This window comes from Skermanella aerolata KACC 11604 (genome assembly GCF_000936425.1).
GTDB lineage: Bacteria > Pseudomonadota > Alphaproteobacteria > Azospirillales > Azospirillaceae > Skermanella > Skermanella aerolata.
Window position 1 is genome coordinate 1 of sequence record NZ_AVFK01000058.1, and the last position, 26,335, is coordinate 26,335.

General features: G+C 61.6%; 29 protein-coding genes and 1 pseudogene. 19 read left to right on the plus strand and 11 right to left on the minus strand.

The genetic code is table 11. From position 1 onward, the window contains the following. Nucleotides 1–165 precede the first annotated feature (165 nt). From N826_RS34480 to N826_RS34490, 3 genes are read right to left on the minus strand one after another with little or no spacing between them, the layout of a single operon-like run. Nucleotides 166–513: a VirB3 family type IV secretion system protein gene (locus tag N826_RS34480; RefSeq protein WP_044436609.1), complete on the minus strand. Its 348-nt coding sequence runs from the start codon at nt 511–513 to the stop codon at nt 166–168. A gap of 4 nt (nt 514–517) precedes the next feature. Next, nucleotides 518–811: a hypothetical protein gene (locus N826_RS34485; RefSeq protein ID WP_044436610.1), complete on the minus strand. Its 294-nt coding sequence runs from the start codon at nt 809–811 to the stop codon at nt 518–520. Continuing rightward, nucleotides 777–1,451 (minus strand): transglycosylase SLT domain-containing protein, encoded by a 675-nt coding sequence (locus N826_RS34490; RefSeq protein WP_052832591.1) that lies wholly within the window; start codon nt 1,449–1,451, stop codon nt 777–779. Before N826_RS34490 ends, N826_RS34485 begins: the two co-directional genes overlap by 35 nt. A gap of 200 nt (nt 1,452–1,651) precedes the next feature. Between N826_RS34490 and N826_RS34495 the strand changes: the two genes are divergently transcribed. Then, nucleotides 1,652–2,044 (plus strand): hypothetical protein, encoded by a 393-nt coding sequence (locus tag N826_RS34495; protein WP_044436611.1) that lies wholly within the window; start codon nt 1,652–1,654, stop codon nt 2,042–2,044. Here N826_RS34495 and mobF read toward each other — a convergent pair. Further along, nucleotides 2,034–5,225, minus strand: a complete 3,192-nt coding sequence (mobF, locus tag N826_RS34500; RefSeq protein WP_084721439.1) for a MobF family relaxase — start codon at nt 5,223–5,225, stop codon at nt 2,034–2,036. The two genes, N826_RS34495 and mobF, sit on opposite strands and share 11 nt — an antisense overlap. A gap of 4 nt (nt 5,226–5,229) precedes the next feature. Next, a complete protein-coding gene (locus N826_RS34505; RefSeq protein WP_044436612.1) occupies nt 5,230–5,562 on the minus strand; it encodes a hypothetical protein in 333 nt (110 codons plus the stop codon). 243 nt (nt 5,563–5,805) lie between these two features. Between N826_RS34505 and N826_RS34510 the strand changes: the two genes are divergently transcribed. Genes N826_RS34510 through N826_RS34520 form a run of 3 tightly spaced genes read left to right on the plus strand, consistent with a single transcriptional unit; the run spans nt 5,806 to nt 7,561 of the window. Next, nucleotides 5,806–6,243: a hypothetical protein gene (locus tag N826_RS34510; protein WP_044436613.1), complete on the plus strand. Its 438-nt coding sequence runs from the start codon at nt 5,806–5,808 to the stop codon at nt 6,241–6,243. Between the two features lie 2 nt (nt 6,244–6,245). Next, complete coding sequence (locus N826_RS34515; protein WP_044436614.1) at nt 6,246–7,019, plus strand: hypothetical protein; 774 nt, start codon at nt 6,246–6,248, stop codon at nt 7,017–7,019. Then, complete coding sequence (locus N826_RS34520) at nt 7,007–7,561, plus strand: hypothetical protein (protein ID WP_044436615.1); 555 nt, start codon at nt 7,007–7,009, stop codon at nt 7,559–7,561. The genes N826_RS34515 and N826_RS34520 overlap by 13 nt, the downstream gene beginning before the upstream one ends. Nucleotides 7,562–7,595: 34 nt before the next feature. Here the strand turns inward: N826_RS34520 and N826_RS34525 are convergent, their stop codons facing one another. Continuing rightward, on the minus strand, nt 7,596–7,904 hold the full coding sequence (locus N826_RS34525) for an N-acetyltransferase (protein WP_211099464.1): 309 nt from the start codon (nt 7,902–7,904) through the stop codon (nt 7,596–7,598). A 20-nt stretch (nt 7,905–7,924) separates the two neighbouring features. Beyond that, entirely contained in the window at nt 7,925–8,323 is a 399-nt protein-coding gene (locus N826_RS34530) for a MerR family transcriptional regulator (protein ID WP_044436616.1), read from the minus strand. A 106-nt stretch (nt 8,324–8,429) separates the two neighbouring features. On the opposite strand from N826_RS34530, the gene N826_RS34535 reads away from it, so the two are divergent. The 8 genes from N826_RS34535 to N826_RS34565 all read left to right on the plus strand — a co-directional run bounded on the left by N826_RS34535 (nt 8,430) and on the right by N826_RS34565 (nt 16,431). Further along, nucleotides 8,430–10,598, plus strand: a complete 2,169-nt coding sequence (locus N826_RS34535) for a heavy metal translocating P-type ATPase (protein ID WP_044436617.1) — start codon at nt 8,430–8,432, stop codon at nt 10,596–10,598. Between the two features lie 11 nt (nt 10,599–10,609). Next, complete coding sequence (lspA, locus tag N826_RS34540; protein WP_044436618.1) at nt 10,610–11,170, plus strand: signal peptidase II; 561 nt, start codon at nt 10,610–10,612, stop codon at nt 11,168–11,170. A gap of 215 nt (nt 11,171–11,385) precedes the next feature. Further along, a complete protein-coding gene (locus N826_RS34545; RefSeq protein ID WP_147041200.1) occupies nt 11,386–11,844 on the plus strand; it encodes a copper chaperone PCu(A)C in 459 nt (152 codons plus the stop codon). A gap of 142 nt (nt 11,845–11,986) precedes the next feature. Further along, nucleotides 11,987–12,472, plus strand: coding sequence for an SCO family protein (locus tag N826_RS34550; protein WP_169789475.1), 486 nt, complete (start codon nt 11,987–11,989; stop codon nt 12,470–12,472). 48 nt (nt 12,473–12,520) lie between these two features. Beyond that, entirely contained in the window at nt 12,521–13,138 is a 618-nt protein-coding gene (locus N826_RS34555; protein WP_084721440.1) for a DsbA family protein, read from the plus strand. A gap of 61 nt (nt 13,139–13,199) precedes the next feature. Continuing rightward, nucleotides 13,200–15,350 (plus strand): protein-disulfide reductase DsbD family protein, encoded by a 2,151-nt coding sequence (locus tag N826_RS34560; protein ID WP_244619746.1) that lies wholly within the window; start codon nt 13,200–13,202, stop codon nt 15,348–15,350. A gap of 68 nt (nt 15,351–15,418) precedes the next feature. Then, a complete protein-coding gene (locus tag N826_RS45510; RefSeq protein ID WP_244619747.1) occupies nt 15,419–15,556 on the plus strand; it encodes a hypothetical protein in 138 nt (45 codons plus the stop codon). Then, nucleotides 15,514–16,431: a cation diffusion facilitator family transporter gene (locus N826_RS34565; protein WP_044436642.1), complete on the plus strand. Its 918-nt coding sequence runs from the start codon at nt 15,514–15,516 to the stop codon at nt 16,429–16,431. Before N826_RS45510 ends, N826_RS34565 begins: the two co-directional genes overlap by 43 nt. Before the next feature lie 219 nt (nt 16,432–16,650). Here N826_RS34565 and N826_RS40915 read toward each other — a convergent pair whose 3' ends face one another. From N826_RS40915 to N826_RS34585, 3 genes are all read right to left on the minus strand, one after another. After that, on the minus strand, nt 16,651–17,649 hold the full coding sequence (locus N826_RS40915) for an SCO family protein (protein ID WP_084721442.1): 999 nt from the start codon (nt 17,647–17,649) through the stop codon (nt 16,651–16,653). 15 nt (nt 17,650–17,664) lie between these two features. Next, nucleotides 17,665–18,726 carry a multicopper oxidase domain-containing protein gene (locus N826_RS40920; protein WP_052832597.1) on the minus strand — a complete coding sequence of 354 codons (1,062 nt, stop codon included), beginning with the start codon at nt 18,724–18,726 and terminating at the stop codon, nt 17,665–17,667. A gap of 148 nt (nt 18,727–18,874) precedes the next feature. Next, on the minus strand, nt 18,875–20,059 hold the full coding sequence (locus N826_RS34585) for a multicopper oxidase domain-containing protein (protein ID WP_084721443.1): 1,185 nt from the start codon (nt 20,057–20,059) through the stop codon (nt 18,875–18,877). Nucleotides 20,060–20,704: 645 nt separating this feature from the next. Here N826_RS34585 and N826_RS34590 point away from each other — a divergent pair. From N826_RS34590 to N826_RS34600, 5 genes and pseudogenes are all read left to right on the plus strand, one after another. Beyond that, nucleotides 20,705–20,962 (plus strand): cytochrome c, encoded by a 258-nt coding sequence (locus N826_RS34590; RefSeq protein WP_084721444.1) that lies wholly within the window; start codon nt 20,705–20,707, stop codon nt 20,960–20,962. Continuing rightward, nucleotides 20,879–21,186: pseudogene (locus N826_RS42365) on the plus strand (c-type cytochrome); the annotation flags it as partial. The gene N826_RS34590 and the pseudogene N826_RS42365, both read left to right, overlap by 84 nt. A 124-nt stretch (nt 21,187–21,310) precedes the next feature. Beyond that, entirely contained in the window at nt 21,311–21,637 is a 327-nt protein-coding gene (locus N826_RS46120; protein ID WP_373866655.1) for a DUF2946 family protein, read from the plus strand. Between the two features lie 100 nt (nt 21,638–21,737). Continuing rightward, nucleotides 21,738–22,259 (plus strand): YcnI family copper-binding membrane protein, encoded by a 522-nt coding sequence (locus N826_RS34595; RefSeq protein WP_044436623.1) that lies wholly within the window; start codon nt 21,738–21,740, stop codon nt 22,257–22,259. A 63-nt stretch (nt 22,260–22,322) separates the two neighbouring features. Continuing rightward, nucleotides 22,323–23,966 (plus strand): copper resistance CopC/CopD family protein, encoded by a 1,644-nt coding sequence (locus tag N826_RS34600; protein WP_044436625.1) that lies wholly within the window; start codon nt 22,323–22,325, stop codon nt 23,964–23,966. A gap of 185 nt (nt 23,967–24,151) precedes the next feature. Here the strand turns inward: N826_RS34600 and N826_RS34605 are convergent, their stop codons facing one another. After that, nucleotides 24,152–25,393 (minus strand): alkaline phosphatase, encoded by a 1,242-nt coding sequence (locus N826_RS34605; protein WP_084721446.1) that lies wholly within the window; start codon nt 25,391–25,393, stop codon nt 24,152–24,154. A gap of 33 nt (nt 25,394–25,426) precedes the next feature. Here N826_RS34605 and N826_RS34610 point away from each other — a divergent pair, with 33 nt between their 5' ends. Both N826_RS34610 and N826_RS34615 read left to right on the plus strand, forming a co-directional pair. Then, complete coding sequence (locus N826_RS34610; protein WP_044436629.1) at nt 25,427–25,726, plus strand: transposase; 300 nt, start codon at nt 25,427–25,429, stop codon at nt 25,724–25,726. Next, nucleotides 25,723–26,335: IS3 family transposase (locus N826_RS34615; RefSeq protein ID WP_044436631.1), on the plus strand; the 613-nt coding region annotated here is incomplete at its 3' end. The genes N826_RS34610 and N826_RS34615, both read left to right, overlap by 4 nt.

Consider the following 26,335-nt stretch of genomic DNA (forward strand, 5'->3'; position numbering starts at 1 on the left):
GGGGATCGTCCATCAGCGACAGCGGCTTGCCGTCCAGGCGAAGCATGACGACGTGGGTGCCGTCGGCCAGGATGGCCATGTCGTCGGCGATATGCCGGTCGAAGGTCAGGTACTCGTCGGCGGGCTTGTCGCTGAGGGTGAACTGCTCACGCAGTTGGGCGGCGGTCATCGGATTGTCCTGATCTTGCGCTTGCGCGCCGGCAGCGGGCTGCACGACGGGCCGCCCCAGGTGCCTTTGTCGCGGAGAAGCAGGCAGGTGCGGCACCACGCGACGACGACGCTGGCGCCGTAGGGGTCGTGGGCCACGATCACGTAGGCGAAGCCCCAGCACGGACCGACAACCGCGACCGCCCATGACAGGCCGTACCAGCCGGTCAGGTTCGTCTGGATCATGTAGAAGACGAACCCGAGGAAGACGGCGAGCGGGTAGGGCAGGCCGAACAGCCGTGCCGGGCGTGCGGCGCCGACATGGAGCGTATCCTCGCGAGCCACGCGGTCCGTGCTGGAGTCCATCGCATCAGGCCCCGAACAGACCGACGATGGCGCTGTAGTTGGCGAAGGTCATGCCACCGGCGGCGACCATCCCAATCACCGGGAACGAGAAGCGGAGGAAGAACATCGTCATCGCCACCGCGATGACCGCGATGTTCAGCAGCGGGCGGCCGTACTCCTCGTAGGAGTAGTCGACCAGCGCCTGCCCCTGACCCTGCGCGAAAGCCATGTCGGGGATCAGCATGACGGCAACGGCCGCCAGGACGATGGTGATGACGAGGGCGTTAGTGACCTGGTTGTTCAGTTCGATCGTCTTCATTTGATTTAGGCTCCGGTTTGGTGATCGAGGCTCGTGCTACGCACATGCAGTAGGACGAGACGGCCCAGCCGTCCCAGGCTGGCGGCGGCGGCCCGCAAGCGTGCGGAACGATGGGAGCGGCAGGCTCGGCAGCAGCGGCGGGCTTCTCCGGAAGCGCCTGACGGATCGCAGGGACCAGATGATCAGCGGCGGCGAAGACCTTGCCGACATAACCGTTGCGCTCTCCAGCAGTTGGACGACCGGTGTTATAGACCGATGCCATGCAGCGCAGCGGCTCGGCAGCAGGCTGCCGTTCCCGGCACCACAGGTAAGCATCGACCAGGATTTGGGCGCCTGCGCGAACCGACAACGCCGGATCGAACGCTGTGGCGGCGTTCAGACGGGTGCGCTCGAAGTTTGCGCTGTTGATCTGCATCAGCCCTGCATCAATCGAATGGCCGCGATCCAGCAGGCTTCGTGCGATGGCAATGGCTTCCTCGGCAGATGCTGGTGCGTAACTCTTGCGGGCAGAGTTATCGAAGATCGCGAACGGGTTGAGCCTGCTTTCCGCCTGGGCGAACGCGGCAACAGTTTCCGGCGCGACGGTCTGTGCATGAGCAACGGCAAGTTGGATGACAATCGCCAGCGGCAACGATGTCATCGTGCCAGCACCGAAAGCGAAGTCACAAAAGCATCAGTGTTTAAAATAAACTCCATGTGGGCAGTACCAATCGCTAAGGTTGGCGGATGCCGTTACGGCGTATTGTCGGTATTTGTTCAGAACACCAGCGTATCACCGGAATTCAAGCGGACGCAAGACTCCTCAGTTCAGCTTGAAACTTTTTTGGAAAGCCGGATCGGATGAATGTAGTAGTTGCGGAAAACGCCGTTGGCGGCGATAAGGAGGCATTAGTGTTAAATGGGAACGTCATGCCTCAAGTCCGCTACCCTAATATCTCGACATCCGTGTCCGGCATCGCTAACGAGGATTGGGAAGCCTTCACGGGCAGAGCCAGACAAGACAATATCAAATATCAGGACGCGATGACGTTAGCTGTCAAAGACCTTGCCGTTGCAGCTCGTCGAGGTGACCGGATCGAATGGAGAGCAGCTAAGAACGCTCCGACAAGACCACTCAGGATGCATGACGATACACGCATCCTGATCAATGAATTGATTGAAGAATTTTCCTATAAGCAGAACGTTATTGTCGGCACTGCAATGCACATGTGGGCAAACAGACCTAGCGTTTGATCCGCATCGACGGCGATCTTTTCTGATCATCCATCACTGTCTGCCGACGGTCGATCTGCGGCATCTCCACTGTAAGCCTCGACGTGCCGGAAAGAGAAACGGCACGAACGACTTTCTCAATGGCGGTTTTTATCTGCGGACTCATGGTCGCCAGTCTCTGCGTGACAGGGTGCATATCCTTGCTCATGGTTTCCAGCCGGATCGCGACACGCTGCACGGCACCTGATTCCTGTCTGCGCTGAAGACGGGTATGGACCACCGTCGGTTCCAGCCCGCGCCGCTCCCGCAGCTCCCCCGGCTGAAGCCCGCGCTGGAGCGACTTCGCCGCACCGCGTTTAAGACCCGACGCACGGTCGAGAAAATCAAGAGCGGTCGTCTTCTCGGGCTGACGTCCGAGGTTACGGGCGACATTGGACCACAGATCGTCCTTGCCGATCGGTCTGCTGTCATTGACGGGCCGACGCGCGCTTACTTCCGCCCGCTCGGCACCTTCCGATATGACCATGAAGGACTTTTGCTTGTGCCGGGTTCCGCTGGAGTAGGCGGAAAACCCGGTGACCAGCTTCGTGCCGGCTGGCATGGCATAGATATGCTCGGTCGAGGTCGATCCCTGCGCGGTGTGCGTTGTCATCACTTCACCGTAGGCCAGCCGGATCTGACCGTCCTTGGTCAGAGACTTCCAGGGCACGTAACCCTCGGTTCCCTTGGCGTTGCGGACGAGCATGCCGTGCTTATCGGCAGACTGAACGGTCAGGATGGACCCGTTGCGCCCGATGCTGCCGCCGCGCTGTCCCTTGGCAGCGACGCTGTGAAAGAGCCGGACCTTATCCCCGGCGCCGAGCTTCATGTCGTAGCTATTGCCGTCCCTGTCAGATGCTTTGATCTTCACCAGATCAGGACCGATGTAGCCAAGCCCCCGACGCTGCTCCCTGATGGAAAGGCTCAGGCGATGCGCGTCCGTGTTGGTCGGCGCTGAAACCGTGATGGTGAACTTGTCGTCGCCCTGGTTGGCCTTGATCCGGTCCATCATCAGCGCTGCCGTTCGCTCCGCGGCGTCCCGATAACCACCCGGCACCAGCTCCACCGTGCCGTCCTCGCGCTTCATGCCCAGAGCCAGCCCCGCCTTGCCGTCCCGGAACAAGCCAGCGATGTCCCGCTCCCGCTCGGTCTGCTGGCGAGTGGTGGTCAGGATCTCGGGCACCTTCCCCTCTCCTAGCGCCTTACGCGTGAGGTCGATCATCGGACCGGCCTCGATGCTGGAGCACTGCTTGTCATCCCCGATCATGACGAGCTGGAACCTGTGCTCGTCCTGGAGACGCAGCAGGTCGAGCCCCTGACGAGTGCCGAGCAACGACATCTCGTCCACGACGACGACGGACTTGGGATCGAGCGTGATGTCTCCCTTTTCCACCGCTTTGAAAAAGACGCTGATGGCCTTGGCGTCCTGCCGCGCGATACCGGCGTCTATCAGGTCGTCGGCCTGCCGCCAGGCCAGTGCAATACCGTGAACGTGCCGCCCGTCTTCCTGCCATGCCGAGACGAGAGGCTGGAGCAAAGCCGTCTTTCCAGCGCCGGCAGACCCGATCATGACGCCCAGCTTGCCACCCTGGCCCAGATCGTGGATCGCCTGGAGCTGCTGCTTGCCGTGCTCACTGGTGAAGTCCAGACCTGAGCGTTGCACCGCAGCACTGATGCGATCCGATGGCAGGGCTGCGGAGACGTCCGAGGACGCCGTCTGCGCCCTGGCTATGAACTCCTTTTCCTGCGCTTCATGCAGGCCCGTAGTAATCGACCGGACGCGCTTACCGCTCTCCTGGCCGATGATCAGGGGTGTCATCTCGCCCTGCTGACGAACGCCGCGCCTCTCGAACGCCTTTATCACCTGGTCAATGTCCCTGTGGCTCTCGATGCCGCTGGCGATCAGCCCCCGCGCGATCGCGGTCCTGGCATCGTGCTCACTGACCACGGCCCGCTTATCCAGGTCCTTCTCAAACCACGGCAACGCCTCGGTATAGGCCCGCTCGAGCCTCTGCTCCCGGCTGATCTCGGGCAGCGGTCCGGATCGGGTAACGATGGTTTCATGCTTCCAGCCAAGTTCCACCGCCTGTGTTTTCCAGGAAGTGAAGTCGGCCATGTCGTCCTTGCGCAGCTTGGCGCGCATCTCATCATCGATGCCCTTCGGAACGCCCTGGACAGCACCCTTGAGCAACCCGGACCGCCGCTCCGACGACAGGCTGTCCCAATCAAGACCCTGTGTCTTGGCATACTCTCGCGCCGCCTGCTCGCCGTTGGTGGTGCGCTTGCTGTAGTGCGACCGGACGTCTTCCGGGATGGCAGTCAGCCGCGCTGCCCCCGTGTCCTGGTCGAGCACGACGTCTGCCCCCATGGCGCGCAGGTTGGTAGCGACGTGCGCCTGATACAGCGCTCCGGCTTCCTTGATCAGACCTTCTAGCCGGTTGAGGTCCAACGAGCCGATCCGCCCGTTTTCGCAGAAAACAGCGTTGGTCACCGTGAAGTGGGTATGCAATTCCGGATCGCCGGCAATCTGGATCGGAACGCTTTCGCTGATGATCTTGCCGTTCTCTTCACAAGCGATCCAGAGCGTTGGGCGTGACGTGTAGTGGTCGAAGCTCACCCATCCAAGGTGTCCCTGGTCGAAGCCATCCTTACCGGCCTTTCCGATCCCAGCCTTGGCGATCTCCTGTTCCAGATACCGCATTGCTTGCTGGCCGGCATCTCGATGGGCCTGATAGATGGCGGCCTGTTCGGCAGGCGTGCCGAAGGCCCAGGCCACGGAGACGGACTTGTCCGGCGTGAAACAGAAGTCCACCGCGCCGATCGGCACCTTCTCTTTCAGCTCGCCGGTCTTTGGGTCCGTGTATGTCCGATGTTCCGAATAGGTCTTTCCCTCGATCTTCTCACCGTCCGCGCGCCGGCCCGCCAGCAGGCCGTTGATCTGATCCATCGTCACCGGCTTGTTCGGATCGACGCCCAGGCCCTTCGCCACAACAGGGTGCATGTCCCGCCGGGGGAGCGCTTCATCCTGGCCGACTTCCATGCCTTGCGTGTAGTAGCGGGCAAGGTCCGCCACTTCCCTCGGCACGGTCTGGGTCAGCATGTGCCGGGTCATCGGAACCAGACTTGAGGGTGCTCCGCCCGCGATAGTTCCGAATGTCAGCATGGGATTATTCTATCACCACGCCGTCGGCATCGACGCTGCCGTTGGCCCTGTGAAAGCCCCGAAGCACGGCGTTCTCTATCCCCGGCCCGATGTTCTCCAGTGCTGCACCGACGCCGGCCAGCGTTTCGTTCTGCTGGTTGATGCTGGCGACGATCTGCGCCAGCGCTTCGGTCAAGGGACTTTCCCCCGGCTCGGTAGAGCAGGCTTCCAGGATCTCGCCCAGGATTTCCGAGTGTGTCCCCAGCGTTTCGGTCATCAGGATCAAGCCTCGGGTGAGCGTGTCGATGCTCGCCGTCATGGTGTCCAGTCGTCCGAGGATCGCGGTGTTGTCTGCCATCTTGAAGGACCTTCCTTGTTCATTCGTACCCACCAACGGTGGGTACCTTGGTCTGACCCCAAAACAGCAGCCGACGACTCCGAAGCGTTCCGATACGGCATCGACGCGGAATTGACGCGCTGTTTTGACGACACTGACACACAACAGTTTCGGTGTCTAATATGAACGCCATATGGTATCGTGGCGGTAGCGAAGCGCTTCTAAAGCGATCCCGAAGCGCAAACCAAAAGACGGGAGAGCGATTTGAGACGCACCGACCCGGCCTCACTGCTGAAGCTCCGGCAGGCATTTGAAGAGGGGGGCGACCGCCGGCCACCGCTTTACCAGTGGATGTCGAGCAACTACGACGAGTTGGTCGCCCTGTTCGACGGTGCCCGCCTTAACTGGAGCCATCTGACCGGCTCGTTCTCGGAGATGGGGTTTCAGAACGGCAGCGGCGGCAAGCTCAAACCGGAGACCGTCCGGCAGACATGGTACCGGGTCCGCAAGCACCACGAGACGAAGCGGACCAGGAAGGCAACGAGACCATCGTCGGCTTCGGTCGAAGTCATCAGCACTCCCGCTTCTATCCCCCCACATTTACCGTCACCGGCACCGCCCCCCAAACCCACATCGGCACCTGCTGACGACCCCATGGCCGCACTGCTGGCCGAAATGAACCGACGTTCCGGAAGGATTTAACAATGGCAAAGTCGAGCACTTTGGAAGCTCCCGTCGTGGCCCCTGTAACGAAGTCGCCGGTTCTGGCCGTCGGTTTCGGCCGTGGCTTCGGTGGCAAATCGACGCTGTTGAGCGAGATCGCGTGGCGCGCCCAAAATCAGGGGCGGTCCGCGATCGTGGCCGATTTCGACGCACGGTCGAAGACGCTGGCCGACCTGTTCCCCGACGCGATGGTTCCGCCGACCGAGGAGCTGCCCGACGTCAAGGCGGCGTTCTCGAAACTGCTCAACAGGATGACGAAGGAGAAGACGTCCGCTGTGGTCGATTTTGGCGGCGGCGACCGGTTCATGCTCGAGTACGGGCGGGATCTGATGCTGGTGGAATTCTGCGCCCGTCGCGGGATCGAGCCGGTCGCGATCTACGTCCTCGGCCCGGAAGTCGAGGATCTGCGCCATTGCCTGTCAATCTACGAGGCTGGCTACTTCCGGCCGGAGCGGACGATCCTGGTCCTGAACGAGGGCGTCATCCGCGAGGGCAAGACCGTCGTCGGAGCTTTCGAGCAAACGACGAAGCATCCCGGCTTTCAGAAGATGCTGGCCGGCGGCGCCAAGCCGATGTTGATGACCAGGCTCCCGTGCATGGACCTCGTGAAGGGCGGCAGGCAGAACTTCTACGATGCGGCTGCCGGCCTGGGGGACGAACCGCTCGATCCGGTCGAGCAGTTCATGACCGAAAGCTGGCTGGAGGATCTGGAAGCCAAGCGCCAGAAGCTCGGCGTTGCGGATTGGCTGCCGTGATGACACAGGACGACTTCCGTCAGAAATGCCGGGCGGCTGGCATTGGGGACGACAAGCCGCTGTTCCTGGTGCTGGAGATGCTGTTCGACACGGCGGTGGCGGCCAAGGACGCTGTTCAGGACGGCGCTCGCGGTCTGACCCGGGAAGGCGAGGCCGACCTGGTCAAGCGGATCGCGCGGCAGGCCGATGCGTCCATGCGTGACGCTGCGGCGAAACACCGCCTGCGACTGGAAAGAAAGACATCGTTGATCGCCGGAACTGTCGCCGCCGCCTGCCTCCTTCTCGGTGGTGGCGGCGGTTACTGGTTCGGCTGGAGCAGCGGCCGTCACTCGGTGGAGACGACGGAGCGCCAGATTGCCATGGCGTTCCAGGCCGGACCGGACGCCGCCGGCATTTGGCTGCAGCTGATGCGCAACAATGACCCCCGCAAGGCTCTCGATCACTGCTCAGGTTCCACCGTGTGGTCGGACAATGGCCGGCAGGCTTGCTCGATACCCTTCTGGATCGACGGGCCCGGCGCTCCAGAAAACAGCAACAGATAAGGGTGCTGGGTAACGATGGAGCAGAAAGTCGGGTTCAGGCACTCCAGTCTTTGTCTTGGAGATCCTTCCTGAAGACCACCTTGTCCTCGCCCGCCTGGTAGAAGTCGCGGATGCGGGCTTCCTCATCGTAGCCGGACTTGCTGTAGAAGGCCCGCGTGTGCTCGAAGCTCGGCAAGCTCGAAGTCTCCACCAGGAGCACGCGTTCGCCACGCTCGGCCAGTGCTCGCTCAATGTGCCGCAGCAGGATGAGCGGATCGAGCAGTTGTTGCGCTTGGCGGATGAGCTGCTGGCAGACACGGCGTGCGGCGTGCGGCGTGCGACAATTATGGCGAGCGAGAAACAACCAGCTAGCCACCTTACGCCTCACGGCGACAGCGCCTCGATGATCCGGCAGTCCGAAACCAGCCCGCCGCGGCACTGGTGGGCGAGCCTGTCGAGTTCCGCCCGGAGCCGCTCCAGATCCGCGATCTTGCGCTCGACCTCGCGCATCTGCTCGACGACCAGGGCATCCACTTCGCCGCAAGGCCGGTCCGGCTGGTCCGACAGGGCCAGCATCCGGCGCACCGCCTCAATCGGGAACCCGAGGTCGCGCGCCTTACGGATAAACGTCAGCCGCCGGACGTGCGTGTCTCTGTAGACGCGGTAGTTCCCAGAACTGCGCGCCGGTTCGGGCAGCAGGCCGATCCGCTCATAGTAGCGGATGGTCTCGATGTTCACGCCGGTCAGCTTGCCCAGCGTGCCGATGGTGTGATCGACCGACATGATTTTTTCCGACATTTCCCCTTGACCCTGTAGCAGCTACAGGGTCCATGTTTAGCACATTCAGACGGCGGCGGCATCCGCCTTCCGATGTTCATGGGGGAGTACCATGCTGGACGAGGCACACATCGGGCAGGTAATGGCCGAGGGCAAAAGCGCTCTCCGCTACAAGGTTGCGGGCATGGACTGCCCAAGCTGCGCGACTAAGATCGAGACAGCCGTCGGCCGTCTCCCGGGCATAGAAGACGTCAGCCTGAGCTATCACTCCCAGATCCTGAAGCTAAGACTCAACGAGACCACGACACCCCGTGAGCGGCTGGAGGGCACGATCCGGAGCCTCGGATTTGGCGTCGAGGACATGGACCGCATCCAGGTGGTGGCCGAAGGTGACGCCGACATCGGCGCCGAAGATCCTGCGGGACAGCTGTGGTGGACGACATCCAAGGCGCGGCTGACCGGTCTAATCGGGATGCTCGTCGCCGTGGGTTTCCTGGTTTCGTGGCTTGTCCCATCCCTCGGGGATTTTGCCCTGGTCCCTGCAGCCCTCGTTGGCCTGATTGTGTTCGGCCGCCGAGCCCTAGCCCTGGCCCGCGTTGGCTCGCCGTTCAGCATCGAGATGCTGATGTCGATCGCCACTGCGGGAGCCCTCATCATCGGCGAGACAGCCGAGGCATCGATCGTGGTCCTGCTGTTCGCCGTCGGCGAGCTCCTGGAGGGTGTTGCGGCGGGCTCGGCCCGATCCGGCATCAAGGCGCTGACAGCACTTGTGCCGCGCTCTGCCCTTGTGATCGAGGGCGAGGTTGCCCGCGAGGTTCCGGCATCGCGCCTGGAGATCGGCCAGATGGTGCTCGTTCGGCCCGGTGATCGCGTCCCGGCCGATGGAGAGGTCGTCGATGGCGAGTCCGACGTGGACGAGTCCCCGGTCACCGGTGAGTCGGTTCCCGTTCCCAAGCAGATCGGCTCATTGGTCATCGCGGGCGGCATCAACGCGACCGGCGCCCTGCGAGTCCGGGTGACACGAGCGGCGACTGACAACACCATTGCCCGCATCATCCATCTCGTCGAGGAAGCGCAGGCGTCGAAGTCCCCGACGGCGCGTTTCATTGAGCGGTTCAGCGCACGGTACACGCCTTTCGTAATCCTGGTTGCGATCCTGACCGTGCTGATCCCGCCGCTGGCCTTTGGGACGGATTGGTACACCTGGATCTATCGCGGACTGGCACTGCTGCTGATCGGCTGCCCGTGCGCTCTGGTCCTGTCCACACCGGCGGCCATCACCTCCGGCATCGCCGCCGGTGCCCGACGAGGCCTGTTGATCAAGGGCGGCGCTGCCCTGGAGATGATCGGCCGGGTCCGCGTCATCGCCTTCGACAAGACCGGGACGCTGACCCAGGGACGGCCGCAGGTGACCGACCTGGTGTCACTGACGGGAAACGACCGCTCCCTGCTCGGGATGGCGGCCTCAGTGGAGAACGGTTCCAGTCATCCCATCGCCCGCGCCATCCTGGACCGGGCGGCGGGCGACGGCGTTCCGCTCCGACCGGCACGCGAGCAGAAGGCCCTTCCAGGACGGGCAGCTCAGGCCGTCGTTGGCGGGAAGCTTGTCGAGGTCGGCTCGCCGCGCCACGCGGTGGAAAGCTGCGGCCCGGAGAGCATCCCCGCCGAGCGCATCGCCGCCCTGGAGGACGAGGGCAAGACCGTGGTCGTGGTGCTGGCCAATGCACAGCCGGTTGGCCTGATCGCGCTGCGCGACGAACCGCGGCCCGACGCTTTGCTGGGCATCGCGGCACTCCGGCAACTCGGCGTCCGCAGCGTCATGCTGACCGGCGACAACGCCCGGACCGGTCAGGCTATCGGACGAAAGCTCGGCATCGAGGTCAAGGCGGAACTTCTGCCCGAGAACAAGCTGAACGAGATCGCGGCCCTGAAGGTCGGGGCACCGGTCGCCATGGTCGGTGACGGCATCAACGACGGCCCCGCTCTGGCGGCAGCCAATGTCGGCATCGCCATGGGCGGCGGTACTGATGTCGCCTTGGAGACCGCCGACGCAGCCTTATTGGGCAACCGGGTCGAGGGTGTCGCTGAACTCATAGCGCTGTCCCGGGCGACGATGACGAACATCCACCAGAATGTGGCGGTCGCTCTTGGCCTTAAGGCCGTGTTCCTCGTCACCACCCTGTTCGGCGTCACGGACCTTTGGCTTGCCATCCTGGCCGACACTGGGGCCACCGTACTCGTCACCCTCAACGCCCTGCGGCTGCTCCGCCGGGCGCCGTGAAAGAAACAATTATGACGACCTCTGAAAACGGCTTCAGCGGGAGGAATAGTCTTTGTCTGGCCTTGACAGTGGCTCTCCTGGCAGCGGTCGCCGATCAGGCCTCCAAGTGGGTGATCCTTGAGCATGTCATGAATCCTCCGCGCCTCATCGAGGTCACCCCGTTCTTCAATTTGACACTTGGCTTCAACCGCGGAGTCACCTTCGGGATGCTCAGCAGTGACGAGGCGCTCGGACGCTGGATGCTGATCGGTCTCGCGCTGGTCATAGTGGCTGGTTTGATCATATGGGCATGGCGTGCTGGCAGCCGCATCGAAGCCGCATCCATCGGCGGCATTATTGGCGGCGCCATCGGCAACGTTATCGATCGGGTGCGGCAGGGAGCGGTAACGGACTTCCTGGATTTTCATGCGCTCGACTGGCACTGGCCCGCCTTCAACCTGGCCGATACGGTCATCTTCTGCAGCGTCGCGGCATTGCTGCTGCATTCGTGGGCTAGTGAGCGTGCCGCCAACAAGAAGGTGACTTCGTCGGCGCCGGAGTCCGGCGTCAGGAATGGGAGGAACGAGGTGTGACAAGCGAACCGATCCAGGTTCATGGCGAGCCGACGCCCCTTGATCGGATAGAAAGGCGAAAACACTGGGAAGCGTCTCAGAAAAGATTTTCAACGCGCGGTCCGCTTAAGTACGGGAAAACCCATCCTGGAGCTCACAGGCCAGAATGCAGAGACCCTCATGTGACTGAGCCTTCCCAGCGACGATTGCCCGATCAATCCAGGAGATTAGACAGAGTGAGACTATTTCTCTCAGCCCTTGCCGTATCCATCATCATGATCACCTCGGTGGCGCATGCTGCTGAGGTGACGGCCGGTGATCTGGTTATTGAGCAGGCCTGGGCGCGTGCCACGACGCTGTCCGCCAAGACTGGCGCCACCTATCTGGCGGTCAGGAACACTGGTTCGCAGCCTGATCGCATCCTGTTCATCGAGACGCCGGTAGCGGGTAACGCTGTGGCTCATCAGACCCGTCAGGAAGGCGACGTCTCGCGCATGAGCGAAACCGGCCCGCTCAGCATTTCGCCTGGCGGTACGCTGGAGATGAAGCCCGGCGCGATGCACATCATGCTAATGGAACTCAGCGGCGGCCTGAAGGTCGGCCAGCAGTTCCCTCTGACGATCACCTTTGAGAAGGCCGGGAAGGTCGAGGTTCCGGTCAAGATCGGCAAGCCCGGCGCTATGGGGTCGGAGTGAGGATGCCATGCTGAACCTGAGAAACATTCGTTTCGTCCTGTGGATGCTGGTCGGCCTTGCCGTCGGCTCGTTGGCGATTCTGGTTTGGCAGATAGCAGCCACCGAGCCGCAGCGGGCAGGGACGATCGAACCTGGTCGACCCATGGCCGAAGGAGCTAACTGGAGTCTCCTGGACGAGGCAGGCCGGCCCTTCACGCCCGCCGACCTGCGTGGCAGACCTACACTGTTAGTGTTCGGCTTCACCCACTGTCCCGACGTCTGCCCAACCTCGCTGTCCTATGTGGCGAATGCGCTCCAGGCGCTCGGTCCGCAGGCCGAGGACGTCAGGTCCGTATTCCTCACCGTCGATCCCGAGCGCGACACCGCTCAGGTCATGTCCGAGTACACAGCACTGTTCGACGAGCGGATCCTCGGAGTGACCGGCAAACCCGAGGAGGTGACCACGGCGCTGAAGAGCCTGGGCGCGTTCGCGCGCAAGGCCCCGCTCGACGGGGGCGGCTACAACGTGGACCACACGGCGAGCATGCTGCTGCTTGATGCCCAGGGACGCCTCCGTTCGACCCTGGACGTTCATGAACCTGCGGAGGTTGCGGCTGAGAAGGTCCGGCGCCTGCTCTCGACCAGTTGAACCTGAACCGCCACCTCAACCTGAACCAAGAAAAACAAGGAGACCTCCATGTCCCTGGCCCAAACCCTCGCAGCCGCTATGGCGGCGACGTTCCTTTTCGCGGGAACCGCCCTGGCCCAGCAGGCCCCGGCGGTTCCCGCGAGCGCCACCGCACCCCGTGTGCTGGGAAGTCCGGATGCGCCGGTCGAGGTGGTTGAGTACGCCTCGCTTACCTGCCACCACTGTGCAACCTTCCACAATGATGTCCTGCCGCAGGTGAAGAAGGAATTCATCGATACCGGCAAGGTCCGTCTCGTCTACCGAGACTTCCCGCTCGACCGGGTTGGGCTCGAGGCTGCAACCATGGCGCGGTGCCTGCCGCCGGAGCGGTATTTCCCGGTGCTCTCGCTGCTCTTCGCCAAACAGGACGACTGGTCGCACGCCAAGGACCCGATTGAGCCGCTGGCCCGCATCGGCGCTCTCGCCGGGCTGTCCCGCCAAGCTTATGACGCCTGCCGTGCGGACAAGGCGCTCCAGGACTCCATCGTGCAGTCGCGGTACGAGGGAGAACAGAAGCATGGTGTGGATTCGACACCGTCCTTCGTGATCGACGGCAATACTCTCAAGGGGGTCCTGCGGTTCGAAGAGTTCAAAAAGACTGTCGAACCGCTGTTGCCGAAGCCCTGAAGCCTAGGCGGAAGCGGGGCCTGGCTTGACACCGGTTCGTGACATGGGAATGGAGGGTGCGATGAGTTACAGGATGACAGAGGTGGGCATCCGGTACGCTGTTGCGCTCCTCGCTGTTATGGCGGCTTGGCTGGTCAGCCCCGCCGTCGCTGCGACTGGTGAATGGTCGAGCCACGAGACCCTAAAAGCCCGGCTGGTTTCGTCCCTGGACACTGTCGACGATCGGGAAATCATCCCGATGGGCCTGCACCTGATGCTCGCAAACGGCTGGAAAACCTATTGGCGCTCGCCCGGCGATGCCGGTGCGCCGCCGAGGGTAGACTGGTCGGCCTCTGAGAATGTCACTGGGGTGGAATGGCATTGGCCTGCGCCACACCGCTTTACCCTGTTTGGGCTGGAGACCTTCGGATACGATCATGAGGTTGTCTTCCCGCTCGACGTCCGGGTTGAGCGTCCGGGTGAGCCGATGGCCCTGCGCGGCAGAGCAGACGTGCTGGTGTGCAGCACCATCTGCATTCCGGTTTCCTTGGAAATTGCTCTCAACCTTCCCGCCGGACCAGCCGCAGTTGATGCGGAATCTGCCAACTTGGTTGCCCACTTTGAAGCCCGGGTACCCGACGACGGGGCACGCTCCGGGCTGAGGATCAAGGCCGCTTCGATCGAGATGGGCAAACCGGGAGCTCTGAGGGTCCGCATCGCCTCAAGCAAGTCCCTGGTAGAGCCCGACGTCCTGGTCGAGGGTTCCGACTGGACATTCGGTAAGCCGGAGCTTTCGTTCGCACCGGATGGCTATGAGGCCACAGCCAGACTGCCCATCGCTTCCGGGCCAGATACAGTGAATATGTCCGGAAAGGAATTTCTGGTCACCGTGATCGACGGTCCGAGAGTTGCCGAGGCACGCGTTAAGGTCTCCGCCTCAGCGGTGGGTGGTTCCCCGCTCGGTGACGTAGCGCCGGTCCTGCTCGTTGCACTTCTGGGCGGCCTCGTGCTGAACCTGATGCCATGCGTGCTGCCCGTACTCAGCTTAAAGCTGCTGTCAGTAATCGACCGACGCGACGCTGAGCGCCGGCGTGTGCGGCTGGGCTTTCTGGCGACAGCCGCGGGAGTCCTGACCTCCATGCTCCTGCTCGCGGGCGCTCTCGTTGTCTTGAAACTCGCGGGATCCACTGTCGGCTGGGGCGTGCAGTTCCAGCAGCCGTTGTTCCTGGTGGCTATGGCCGCCGTGCTGGTCGCCTTTTCAGCCAGCCTCGCGGGTGGTTTCGACATCCCCCTGCCGTCCCGTCTCGCCACGGTACTAGGCCGCACAGGCGGGACCGGACATGCCGGCGACTTCGCGGCCGGGGTCTTCGCGACCCTGCTGGCGACACCGTGCTCGGCTCCGTTCGTCGGCACGGCCGTGGGTTTCGCATTGGCGCGCGGTCCGGTCGAGATCCTGACCATCTTCGCCGCACTGGGTGTCGGTTTGGCGTCGCCCTACCTGCTGGTTGCGGCCTTTCCACGGATGGTCAGCCTCATGCCGCGACCGGGCCGATGGATGGTCACGCTTCGCGGTATGTTAGCTGTCGCACTCCTCGGAACCGCGGCATGGCTGCTGACTGTGCTGGCGGTTCAGGCTTCCTGGCCAGCCGCCTTCGTTGTCGCAGCCGCTTTGAGCGTGCTGGGCACCGCGCTGGTCCTCCAGGGGCGCCTTGGCGTCCCGGCGATGCTGGGGCTGATGGCGGTGTCGCTATCCGCTGCGATGGTGTCCCCGGCTATGCTGGGGAAGCCATCAGAAACGACTGGGACGGCGACGGCATGGGCACCGTTCGATCAGGCGGAGATCGGCCTGCTGATCGCGCAGGGTAAAACTGTTTTTGTCGACGTGACAGCTGACTGGTGTATCACCTGCCAGGCGAACAAGTCGCTGGTCATCGACCGGAGCGAGGTTGCAGACGCGCTGACAGCACCGGGGGTGGTTCCCATGCGGGCCGACTGGACGCGTCCCGACCCGCGGATATCGGACTACCTGGCCCGGTACAATCGCTACGGCATCCCCTTCAACGCTGTCTACGGGCCTGGCGCGCCGAGTGGGATCGTCTTGCCGGAGCTCTTGTCAACCGAATCCGTCCTCGAAGCGATTGAGCGGGCACGAGGAGCTACCACCCCGAATTCACAGGACATCAAGGACGACCGTGAGGTGAGTGCTTCCGGTGAAGAGCCACAAGCGCGATGAGAGAACCTGAATGAATACGGACACAGGAACACAAGGCCAGAAATCCCGGAGCGACATAAACCACGGGCATGATCACGCAGATCATGACCATGACGATCAAGGACATTCGAGTCACCCTGAACACAACCAAGCATCGCATGTGGGACATGACCACGGTTCACATATCGGACACGACCATGGTCCCGGAGGGCACGCTCACGCGGTAACTGCCAACAGCGAGCGTAAGGTCCTATGGGCCATGCTGCTGACCGGCGGCTTCATGTTCGCGGAAGTCATCGGAGGCGTCGTATCGGGCTCACTGGCCCTGATTGCCGACGCTGGGCATATGCTGACCGACTTCGCGTCACTCGCATTGGCATGGTTCGCATTCCGCTTGGCCAGACGCCCGGCTGACCTTAAACGGTCCTACGGCTACCACCGCTTCCAGGTGCTCGCCGCCTTCGTGAATGGCATCTCTCTGTTCGCCATCTCAGTCTGGATCACCATCGAGGCTATCGGCCGCCTGTTCAATCCCGTCGAAGTGCTTGGCGGCCAAATGCTTATCGTCGCAACCTTGGGCCTGCTGGTGAATATAGCCGCGTTCTGGATCCTGCATCGGGGCGGAGCTGAGAATCTCAACGTCCGCGGCGCGACACTTCATGTTCTCGGGGATATGCTGGGCTCAGTCGGCGCGATCGCCGCGGCCCTTATCATCCTATGGACAGGCTGGACGCCCATCGACCCGATCCTGTCGGTTGTGGTCGTCCTTCTCATCCTACGCGGCGCATGGAGGGTGACCAAGGAATCCGGGCATATCCTCCTCGAGGGTGCGCCGTACGGCATTGATGCCACCCGTATTGACGCTGCCCTGAAGGATGTTCCCGGAGTGACAGACGTTCACCACATCCATGCCTGGTCGTTGACCAACGAGCGTCAGATGGTCACACTGCACGCCGTAATCGACGAGAGTGCTGACCAGAACGGTACGGTCGTTGCTATTAACAATGTTCTCCATGCCAGGTTCGGCATCGATCATGTTACCGTACAGGTCGAGCGCGGTGTCTGCGCATATGGTTCGGATCGCCGCGACCACCCCGTCTAGTCGGCTAACTCATGCGGACCACGGCACCCGACGAACGAATCCGACGGCTCAGATCCAAGAACAGGGCGCTTTTTGTCGTCCTGCTTGGGTTGGCCGCTCTCCTATTCGCGGTCACCTACGTTCGCATGTCGGAGGTCGAGGAGCGGCGCCATGAGACGATGACCGATCCGCACCGGTCCTCACTCCCAGCGAGGACCGGCTCCGGCCGTTGATACTGGTTCAGCCCTCTTCAACCAGGTCGGTGAGGCGCTTGGCGAGGTTTTCCGGGGTCATGCTGGGATAGATATACCGGACGACTCGGCCTTCCTTGTTCAGCAGGTAAATGTGCGTGGTATGCGCCATCGCCATGTTGTGCAGCCGGGTTGCATCGTCCGAGGCAGAACGGATCTTGATCCGCTGGCCTGAAGCCGTCTCCCTTGCGGTGTTAGTCTTGGGCTGGGTATCCGTTGTGGTGGCCGCCGTCTGCGCGGCTTCTGCGGTCTCATGAGCCTGCTCCGACGTCGCCGCATCATGGGAGACCTGGGAGCTGTCCGCTTCACTCCCGTGAGCGCCGCCGTTATGAGCTTCGGTCTGCTCCTCACCTTCCTTGGCAACTTGGTTCTGGGTCACATAGTCCCGGCGAACCCGGAACTTGGCCGCAATGTCGTAGATCTCCCCACGGGTTCCTGACAGGCCAATCAGGCGTGGGTGCTGCTTGGCGACAAAAGCCGCGAGTTCCTTCGGACCATCATTACGGTCATCGACACTGACCATGGCGATGTTGATCTGATCGGCTTTGTCGCCCATCAGATCAACCGCCATGCCCAGTTTGGTGCCGATGATCGGGCAAATGTCGCCGCACTGTGCATAGCCGAAGTAGAAGGCGGCTGCCTTGCCCTTGAAATTAGCCAAGGTGACTTTGCGGCCCGTATGGTCGGTCAGGCTGAAGTCGCCGCCGAGCTGCTGCGGCTCGGGCCAGCCGCTGTGGGCGCCGTAGCCACCGCCACCGTGGCCGCCCGCCTTGGCGTCCTCCAGCTTAGCGGAAGCGGCACCCTCATGTCCGGGCGTATGGCCCTCGGACGGTGTTGCTGCCGGCGCAGCTTCCGCGTGCGCCGTTTTGCCGTGTCCTTCCTGAGCGGAAGTCGATGACGAGGCAAAATAAAGAGCCGAACTGCCCATCAGGATACCGGCCAGCACGGCTGTGCGTCCAACATACTTAGAAGAAACCATTGCGCGCATGGTCGAAAACTCCTCTCAGGTGGCGATGATCTTGGCGACGGCCGTCCCGTCGAAATGCTTTTTGTTGGTGATCCAGTGATGGAAGTTGCCGGTGATCCTGTAATCACCCCGCGGGATGTTCGGGATCCAGAGGGAGTAGCGCTGCGCCACAGCCACCTCTAGCCGGGTGTTCGCGGCAAGCTTCCTGGGTGCCGCAAAGGCACCCTTGGCGCGGTTCGCCCGGAGCGGACGACCATCCACCTCGACGATCCAGGCATCAACCGGAAGCGTTATGTAGAGCCGGCTATAAGAGGCATTGGCGAGACGAACCAGAACGTTCTTTCCAGCAACTACCTTGGTGACGGTTTTCGTGTCCGTCTCACTCCGGCCGTTGTGGACGCCGTTGATCAGGAAGTACTTGGGATTGAACTTGTCGAGGCCGACATCGTCGCCGCACATGCCGGCATTGTGGTCGAGATTGTGCCATCTCGGATCGACATCGTCGAACACCAGGATCGACTCTGCCGAGTAGGGGGCGCCGGTGGTGATGCCGGGGGCCGAGTCACCCGGGAGAGGATCATAGAGGTAGTTCGGGTTGTTGGTGTCGGGGCTCTTGGTGACCGGATCCACGATGAGCACGCCGTACATGCCCATCTCGAAGTGCAGCACCGTGTTCTTGTGGCAGTGGTAGAGGTAGGTGCCGGCCTGGTGGGCGCACCACTGGTAGGTGTAGCTGCTCTTGACCTCGAACGAGGTGTGCCCGACGCCATCGTTCATCGGGGTCGGCTCGATGCCGTGCCAGTGGATGGTGTGGGCCCCCTTGCTTGGCTTGAACATGCAGTGGAAGATCTGGCCCTGCTTGACCCGGATGATCTTCGATGGCCAGGGAGAGTCGCTGCCGGAAATGGTGGGATCCTTGAAGCCCCAGAACTGCAGCTGGGAGCCGTCCTTCATGTTGACATTCCAGCTGGACACCTGCCTCTCGACATAAACCTGACGCGTGATCCGGTCCGGGGTCGCGGGGTCGTTCTCGAAGGGATGACATCCGAAGGTATCAAATTCCTGAGGATCGAAAATCGGTCGAGAGATGGTCGTCATCAAAAGTCTCCAAGGCAAGAGGACTGGACAGTTCTCGTTCACCGGAACCTGTCCTGACGTCCATCTCAATGCTTTATCGGATACATGCTTGTCGGGTGGTGGAGCTGCCGTGACAGTCGGATCTTTCCCGACACCTCCGCCATCAGCGTCAACTGGTCACCAGCGGCCCCTCGATTTCCCAATCGGTCATCAGTCCCATCGGATAGGAGCCGCCTGCCGAGGTCTGGGAAATCTCATTGTGACAGTGCATGGGGTACTGGAGGGGATACTTCTCCTGCACCATCCTCCAGGGCGCCGGCGGCAGGTCCGGTGGGGTGGTGAAGGGAAGCAGGACATCCTTGATCATCATCGGTGGCATGAGCCAGACATCGTGTTCGAAAAGATCCTGCTGATAGACGGGAACGCCATTGGCGTTGCTCTGGGTCAGCACGAAAACATGGTTGCCGTGGATGTGCGGGGAATGGGTCGCCAAGCCGGCGTTCATGGAGCGGATCAGAGCCGGCTCGCCGACATGTCCGGTCGGGCACGTGGCCTTGTCATGCGCCGCGTCCATGCCGCACAGGCCGTTAATGGTAAAATAGCGCGGATGGAACTGCTCCTGGAACTCCGATGCGGAAGGGTTTTCACCAGCCGCGATTCGGCGGCACAGGACTGGGTCGATCTGGTTGAAGATCCAGACATACTCGCGGCCGGCCTGCCATGGCTTGCCTGGAAAGCGGGCCTGTTTACCGTCGATCGTCGCCTCACCGAATGCCGTGAACAGCGACTTCATGTTGGCCGTTGCGCTTCCCGCGGGATATGGCATCGGCTTCTTCCTGGCGGCGCCGTCCGCATAGCCATTCGTCGGCTCCACGATCAGTGCGCCGTGAAGCCCGAGCACGCGGTTGATCGGAGCGTTGTCGCCATCGACGTAGAAGTAGGTTCCTGGCTTGGTCGCAACGAATTCAATCCGGACCTTGTCGTCACCGTCGCCTTCACTCGGTGCGATGCCTGTGGTGGCGGCATTGGTCTGACCCAAGATCTGGAAGCCGTGGGGCTTGGTGCTGGAGTTCCGGATATCGATGCGGACCGTATCTCCCTGCTTAACGCGGAGAATCGGACCCGGTATCGATGGTGGCTGGCCAGCATGGGAAAATGCGTACATAGGCACGGTGCTGCCGTCGATTAGTTCGACATCAACGTCAACGATTTCCAGATCGAAATCGGCATCGTCTCCGGTTGGCAAGTCACCTGGGTCAGCTATCTGTGCAGCAAGCAGGGAAGGCAGGGAAACGGTAGCCGTGGTAAACACAGCAACAACACTACCGTACTTCAAGAATTGACGCCTGCGCATCAGGTAGCACTCCTTCTACACAAGGATATGAGGTTAGCGGTACCAGTGATTTAGCAGTGCTAATTAGAATTTAAGAGTCGTCAATCAATGGTTCGAGTCGTTTTTACATCATTAATATCGAAACAACTTTGCTTATATTTGCCGCTATGGCAAACCATTATGCGGTTATATTCCGATATGATCAGTATTAATTATTCAGAGTAGGGTTTTTACTATAATCATACAAAACTGTCCTTTAGTGACATATTCACTAGCATCGTCTATGGCATGTCCTAGAGCAGGACGAGTCAACCCGAATCCATATTCCGGATCGTGTGGTATTAATCCTTCAGGTTGATGAGAGCTAGGGCTGTTATATAGACCGGACGATGGCGTTACCGCTACTTGATGTAGCCTTTTGCCATTTCGTGCCTGAAGACGGGGAACCTGAACCCAGCGCCGCTCTCGGTAAAGTGGAGCGGTTTTGGTGGTTGACGGCCAGATCCGCTACGATGATGGCCACATCGTTCTCAGTAGTCGTCCGAGCAATTAACTGCGGTTAAGCTGGAGACCGAAAGCTGGACACGTTCTAGAACGGTTTCGGAAACCTGAGATGGAATAAGTTTGCGTTTGAACCGTCATTCAGAGGACTTCTCGCACCATTGCATGGAACTCGGTATGTCACGGTCAGCAACCAACCTCTCCCGCCGCTTGGCCGTGGTCGCCTTTGCTGTCTTCCTGACATCGGGGATGGCCGCTGCCCATGAGGGCGCGACTGGCGTGGTGGCGCAGCGTATGGATGTCATGAAGCAGATGGGCCAGCACATGAAAGCGCTGGGTGCCATGCTAACGGGCAAGACGGCTTTCGACCAAGAAACAGCGCAGCGACTCGCGGAGACGATGCATCAGCATGCGAACATGTAATGCACATGTTCCCGCCAGGCAGCGACGGCCACCATACCGAGGCAACAAAGGCTGTTTGGGACCGTCGCCCTGAATTTGAAGCCCGCATGCGCAGCTTCGATGCAACGATCGAAGATCTGGTGGCTGCGGCTGCCTCCGGCAAGAAACCTCAGCTGCAGTCGGAGTTCAAACGCGTGGGTCAGGAATGCTCCGGGTGCCACGACGGCTTCCGTCAGAAAAAATAATAGTGCAAGCTTGGAAGCTTGGACGAAACACAACTAACATGGGCTGCTTGGACAGATCAGGGTGAAGCAGGGCAACTTAACCGAAAGCGAAAGGCAGGCCATTCGGTTGGGACCACTGTTAGCGGTGGCCCTGCTGCTGTTTCGTCTGCTGCTGCCGCTTTTTCCGGCTACCGTTACGGAAGCCGACCACGGGCACCAACACGCTACCGAGGAGAGGCTACCCTCTGACAGTCAACCATCTGAAAGCCATGATAGAGCTGACGGTCACCATGAGGTTTGTCACTTCTGCCGGCTCCAGGACACAGGGCTTCCACCACCCTCGTCCGTCCCTGTAGTTGCCCGGTCGCTTGCCCCGACCGCCGTGCTTTGGCTCCTGGTTGTCCGCGACTGGGTGCCCACCCTTGATTTCCTGGTGATTGCCCAGGCCCGCGCTCCTCCGCAGAATATCTGATTTCGAGAGTTCTCCCGTTTTCAGAAACCGACACCCCCACGCCGATGGCGCTGGGCTGGTCCGCATGAATGTCTGCATTCATGCCGAAGGAGTGAGTCAGATGAACAAAATTAGGATGGCCGCACTGTCGGCCATGACGACGCTCGGCTTAACAGGTGCAGCGACGGCACACGTTACGCTTGAAACTGCCGAGGCGCCCGCTGGGAGTTACTACAAGGCCGTGATGCGGGTCGGCCACGGTTGCGAGGGTTCCCCGATGCGGGAGATGCGGGTCAAGGTGCCGGACGGCATGGTCAGTGTGAAGCCCATGCCCAAACCAGGGTGGGAGGTCTCAACCGTAATCGGCAAGCTCACTACGCCTTACGAGAGCCACGGCAAGACCATCACCGAGGGCGTGACTGAAGTCCGTTGGACCGGCGGCAAGCTGCTCGACGAACACTATGATGAATTCGTGTTTCGTGGGCAGCTCCCGGACCGGACAGGAGAGACTCTGTACATGCCCATCGTCCAGATCTGCGAAAGGGGCGAGTCGCGCTGGATCGAGATTCCGGCAGCCGGTCAGAAATCCGACGACCTGAAGGAACCTGCCCCGGCCATCCGGCTGACCCCGAAGGCCAAGTAGACCAACGGGGAGGACAGCGGCGTCGGTACCGCAACCGACGTCGCTTCTGTCGGGAGATTCGTCGTGTTTCTTTTTGTCAGGTGGCCTGTCGCCATCTTGACGGCTATTCTGGTGGCCGTCCTATCGATCCTATGGTCTGGCGCCGCGCACGCCCATGCCGGTCTGCTGGAAAGCTCGCCGACGGACAGCCAGGTACTTGCTCAGGCACCAGACCAAATTTTCCTGCGCTTCAACGAACCGGTCCAGGTGGCGTCGCTTCGCTTGGTCGATCCGGCTGGAGGCGTGGTACAACTCCGGCCCGAGCTAGGCGATCAACCCGATCACGTGACGGCGGGGCTTCCAGAGTTGGGCAGCGGGACCTACGTGATGAGTTGGCGCTTGGCATCGGCGGACGGACATCCGCTCGGCGGCTCCCTGGTTTTTTCGGTTGGAGCACCCAGCGGAAATCCTTCTGGATCTGCTGGATCAGTTACTGAAAGCGTGCCATTTGGCTTGACGGTCCTGTATGCCACCGCCAGGGTCGTAACATATGGCGCATCGCTGCTCACGGCAGGGCTGGTTATATTTGCTCTGCTGTTTCGTCGGCATGCAGTCGTTGCATTCCCCTACCTTGTGGTCCTCTTGTCCGCATCCATTGCGGCAGTGTCTACGGTACTTGGATTAGGACTCCAAGTGCTGATCCTCGGGGGTGACGCCGCTTTGCTCGCCTCAGGCAGATTCAGCACCTTCCTGGCTCCCGGCGCAGCCGTGAGCGCCCTGCTAAGGCTTGACGGACTCGCCCTCCTCGTGGCTGCTGCGGCTTGGCAGTGGAGCCTTCCAGTCCTCGGGCCTTTGGGAGCGGTGATGGTCGCGGCATCGTTCGCGTTCACCGGCCATACGGTGCCCTGGGATTCACTCTGGCTCTCCGGCCTGCTGGTCCTTCATCTGCTGGCAATCGCATTCTGGGCCGGGGCTTTTTGGCCCCTGCTCGTTGCCACGCGACACTCCGACCGAAACGGGGTCGCTCAACTAATGGCGGCGTTTTCTGTCGTGGCGACCATAGTCGTTCCTTTGTTGGCGGGCGCTGGTCTGGTGATGGCATGGCGCCTGGTCGGCAGCTGGAGCGCCTTGGCCACCACAGCATACGGCTTGATCCTGTTGGTAAAGATCCTGATCGTGGCTGGCATGCTCGCTCTTGCGGCTCTGAACAAGTGGCGCTTCGTCCCGACGCTGCGGCAGGGGAAGGACGCTTTGGAGCGGCTTCGTCGGTCGATCCTCGGAGAGGCAGCTCTGGCCGTCGTCGTATTCATAGCGACGGCTGTCCTGACCAGCGTGCCGCCTCCGGCTGGGGGAAACACTGCCGAGTACATCCGGCATGGTTTCAACTCCAATCAGATTATCCACACCTCGGCAGGTTCTCTCAACCTGATGCTCACCGTGACACCGGCCGATGCCGGCGAGAACATAATTGAGCTCAAGGTGTCAGGGATCGATGGTGCCACCATCGATATCCAGTCGGTGACGCTGAACCTCGGAAGTCCCGATCTCGGCATCGAGAATCTCCCGCGCGTCATGACCCGCACGGGGGCAGGCAGTTACCGTCATGACGGACCGGAACTCGCGGTTCCCGGACGTTGGCGGCTCAACGCCGATCTGTTGGTCAGCGACTTCGAGAAACGGACAGCCGAGTTCATCGTTGACATCAAAGATAAACACAGGCTCCGCTGATGTTCATTCGAAGAAGCACAACTCGCCTAACTAGGGCATGTGATGCCGGCGTTCCGAAAGGCGCCAGCCTTTGAGATAACGTTCAGGCATAATAAATGCCGCGGCTGCGTCTGAAATAGGCTGCTGAGGAAATGACAGCGTCCCCACCAGTCGGACTGGTGGGGTGCAATGCTATCTGCCTGCAATCAGGCGATCGGGCTGAAGTCAGTTTCGGACACAGGCAGCCCCAGCAGAGCGACCTCATGCTCAGGAAGCTGCGATATGCTCAGCAAAGTCTCACCACGATCGCCGCCATTGTCCGCCAGGACCTCGCTCCATTTGGCCAGCTCTGATGTCTCGGGCGCAGCATCGAACGTGTTCTCCAGCACACTGGACAGGAAGACGGTGTCGTTCTGTCCAGTCCACAGACTTGCGAGTTGATCAGCCAGATCGTCGAGCCCACCATCAGGAAGCTGTGCCGCCAGGCCGCGCACGGCATTCACACCCGGGATACTGCCGAAGGCGCTATCGAACAGACTGGTGACCGCGAAACGGTCGGCACCACCGTCCTGCTGGTCGGACGGCAACGACAGGCCCATGGCCTCGGCGACGTGCTGACCGACGGCCGAGTTCTCCTGAACCCCGGTGAACATCTCGGCGCCAGGACCGGTGGCGTAGATCGGCACATCGATACCGGTGTGGCCAGTCGTGGTGAACGCCACACCGCCCTTGCTGCTCAGCAACTCCGCCAGCGCAAGCTCGGTTTTCTCGCTGCCCTGCAGATCCGCGATTTCCTCGTCGCTCAGGGTCAGGCCGGTATGTTCGGCAACAGTATCGCGGATGGAGTTGGCGTCGGCCGCATCGAACTGCTCCGCCATCTCAGTCGCCGTTGCAGTGAAGTCGCGGAAGACCGCCGGTGTCGCCTCGTCGTCCGGCTGTACCGTCATCCCGCCGGTGTCATGGTCGGCGACCATGACGACAAGCGTGTCCGGGTTCTCCTTCTGGAATTCCAGCACCTTCTCCATGCTGGCCTCGAACGAGGCCATGGCATGCATGGCGGTGGCAGCGTCATTCTCATGGCCGAAGGTGTCGGTGTTCTCCTCCTCGAGGAACAGCACGAAGCCGTCATCATCCTTGGAAAGCGTGTCGAGAGCCACCTTGGTCATCTGCTCCAGGGTCGGCTCCTCAGCCGGACGCTCGCCGATCGCGTCAAGGTATTCCTCGTTGTTGAAGAGGCCGAGCACGCGGTCACCGTCAAAGGAGACCAGCTCCTCAGCACTCACGACGTAGTCCATGCCCTGCTGTTCGGCAAGGCCGATCAGGTTGGTGCCGTTGGCCTGCACTCCCCCTTCACCCTCGGTGGTGAACTGGTTGCGGCCAGCACCCAGGATCACGTCGAGCTGATTGTCCCCGATGTACTGTGACCTTGCCCCGCCAGACCGGACCAGGTGGTAAGCTTACGAACCACCTGGAGGAAGGATATGACGAAGAAGACGCGCCGCCGGTACACGGCGGAGTTCAAGACAGCGGCGGTTGCCCGGCTGGATGAGCCCGGCCAGACACTGAGCAGTGTCGCCCAGGCCCTCGGTGTGGCGGCGACGCAGGTGAAAACCTGGCGATTGGAGCAGCAGGCCGCTGGATCGGCGGAGGCGGTTGCGCGACGCCGGGCGGAAGCGTCCGAACTGCAGCAGCTGCGCCGCGACAACAAGCGGCTCCAGGAAGAGAACGAGATCCTGCGGAAAGCCTCGGCTTTTTTCGCCAGGTGGGCGGAGAAAGCATGAAAGCGAAGCTCGCCTTCATCTCCGCCCATGGTCCCACTTATTCAGTCCGCCTGCTGTGCGCTGTTCTGGGCGTGGCGCGCAGCTGGTTCCATGACTGGCAGGCCGATGGCCAGGCCAGAGCGGCGGAGAGCCGCACCGAAGCCGACCTCGTCGGCCAAATCCGCGGCATTTTCCAGGACAGCGGCGAGCGGTATGGGGCTCCACGCGTCCATGCCGAACTGCGGGCTCAGGGCGTCCGCATCGCCCGCAAGCGGGTCGCCCGCCTCATGCAGGAGAACGATATTCGGCCACCGCGACGCAAGAAGCGGCCGCCGATCACGACCGACAGCCGGCACGGCTACGGCATCGCGCCGAACCTGCTCCAGCGTGCCTTCGAGGCCGATCGCCCGAACACGATCTGGCTTGCAGACATTACGTATGTGGCCACCGACGAGGGCTGGCTGTACTTGGCCGCCATCAAGGACATGGCGACCCGCGAAATCGTCGGCTGGAGCATGGCCGACCATCTGAGAAGTTCATTGTGCGAGAACGCGCTGATGATGGCGATCCAGCATCGCGCGCCACCCCGCGGCCTCATCCACCATTCCGACCGCGGCGTCCAATACGCCT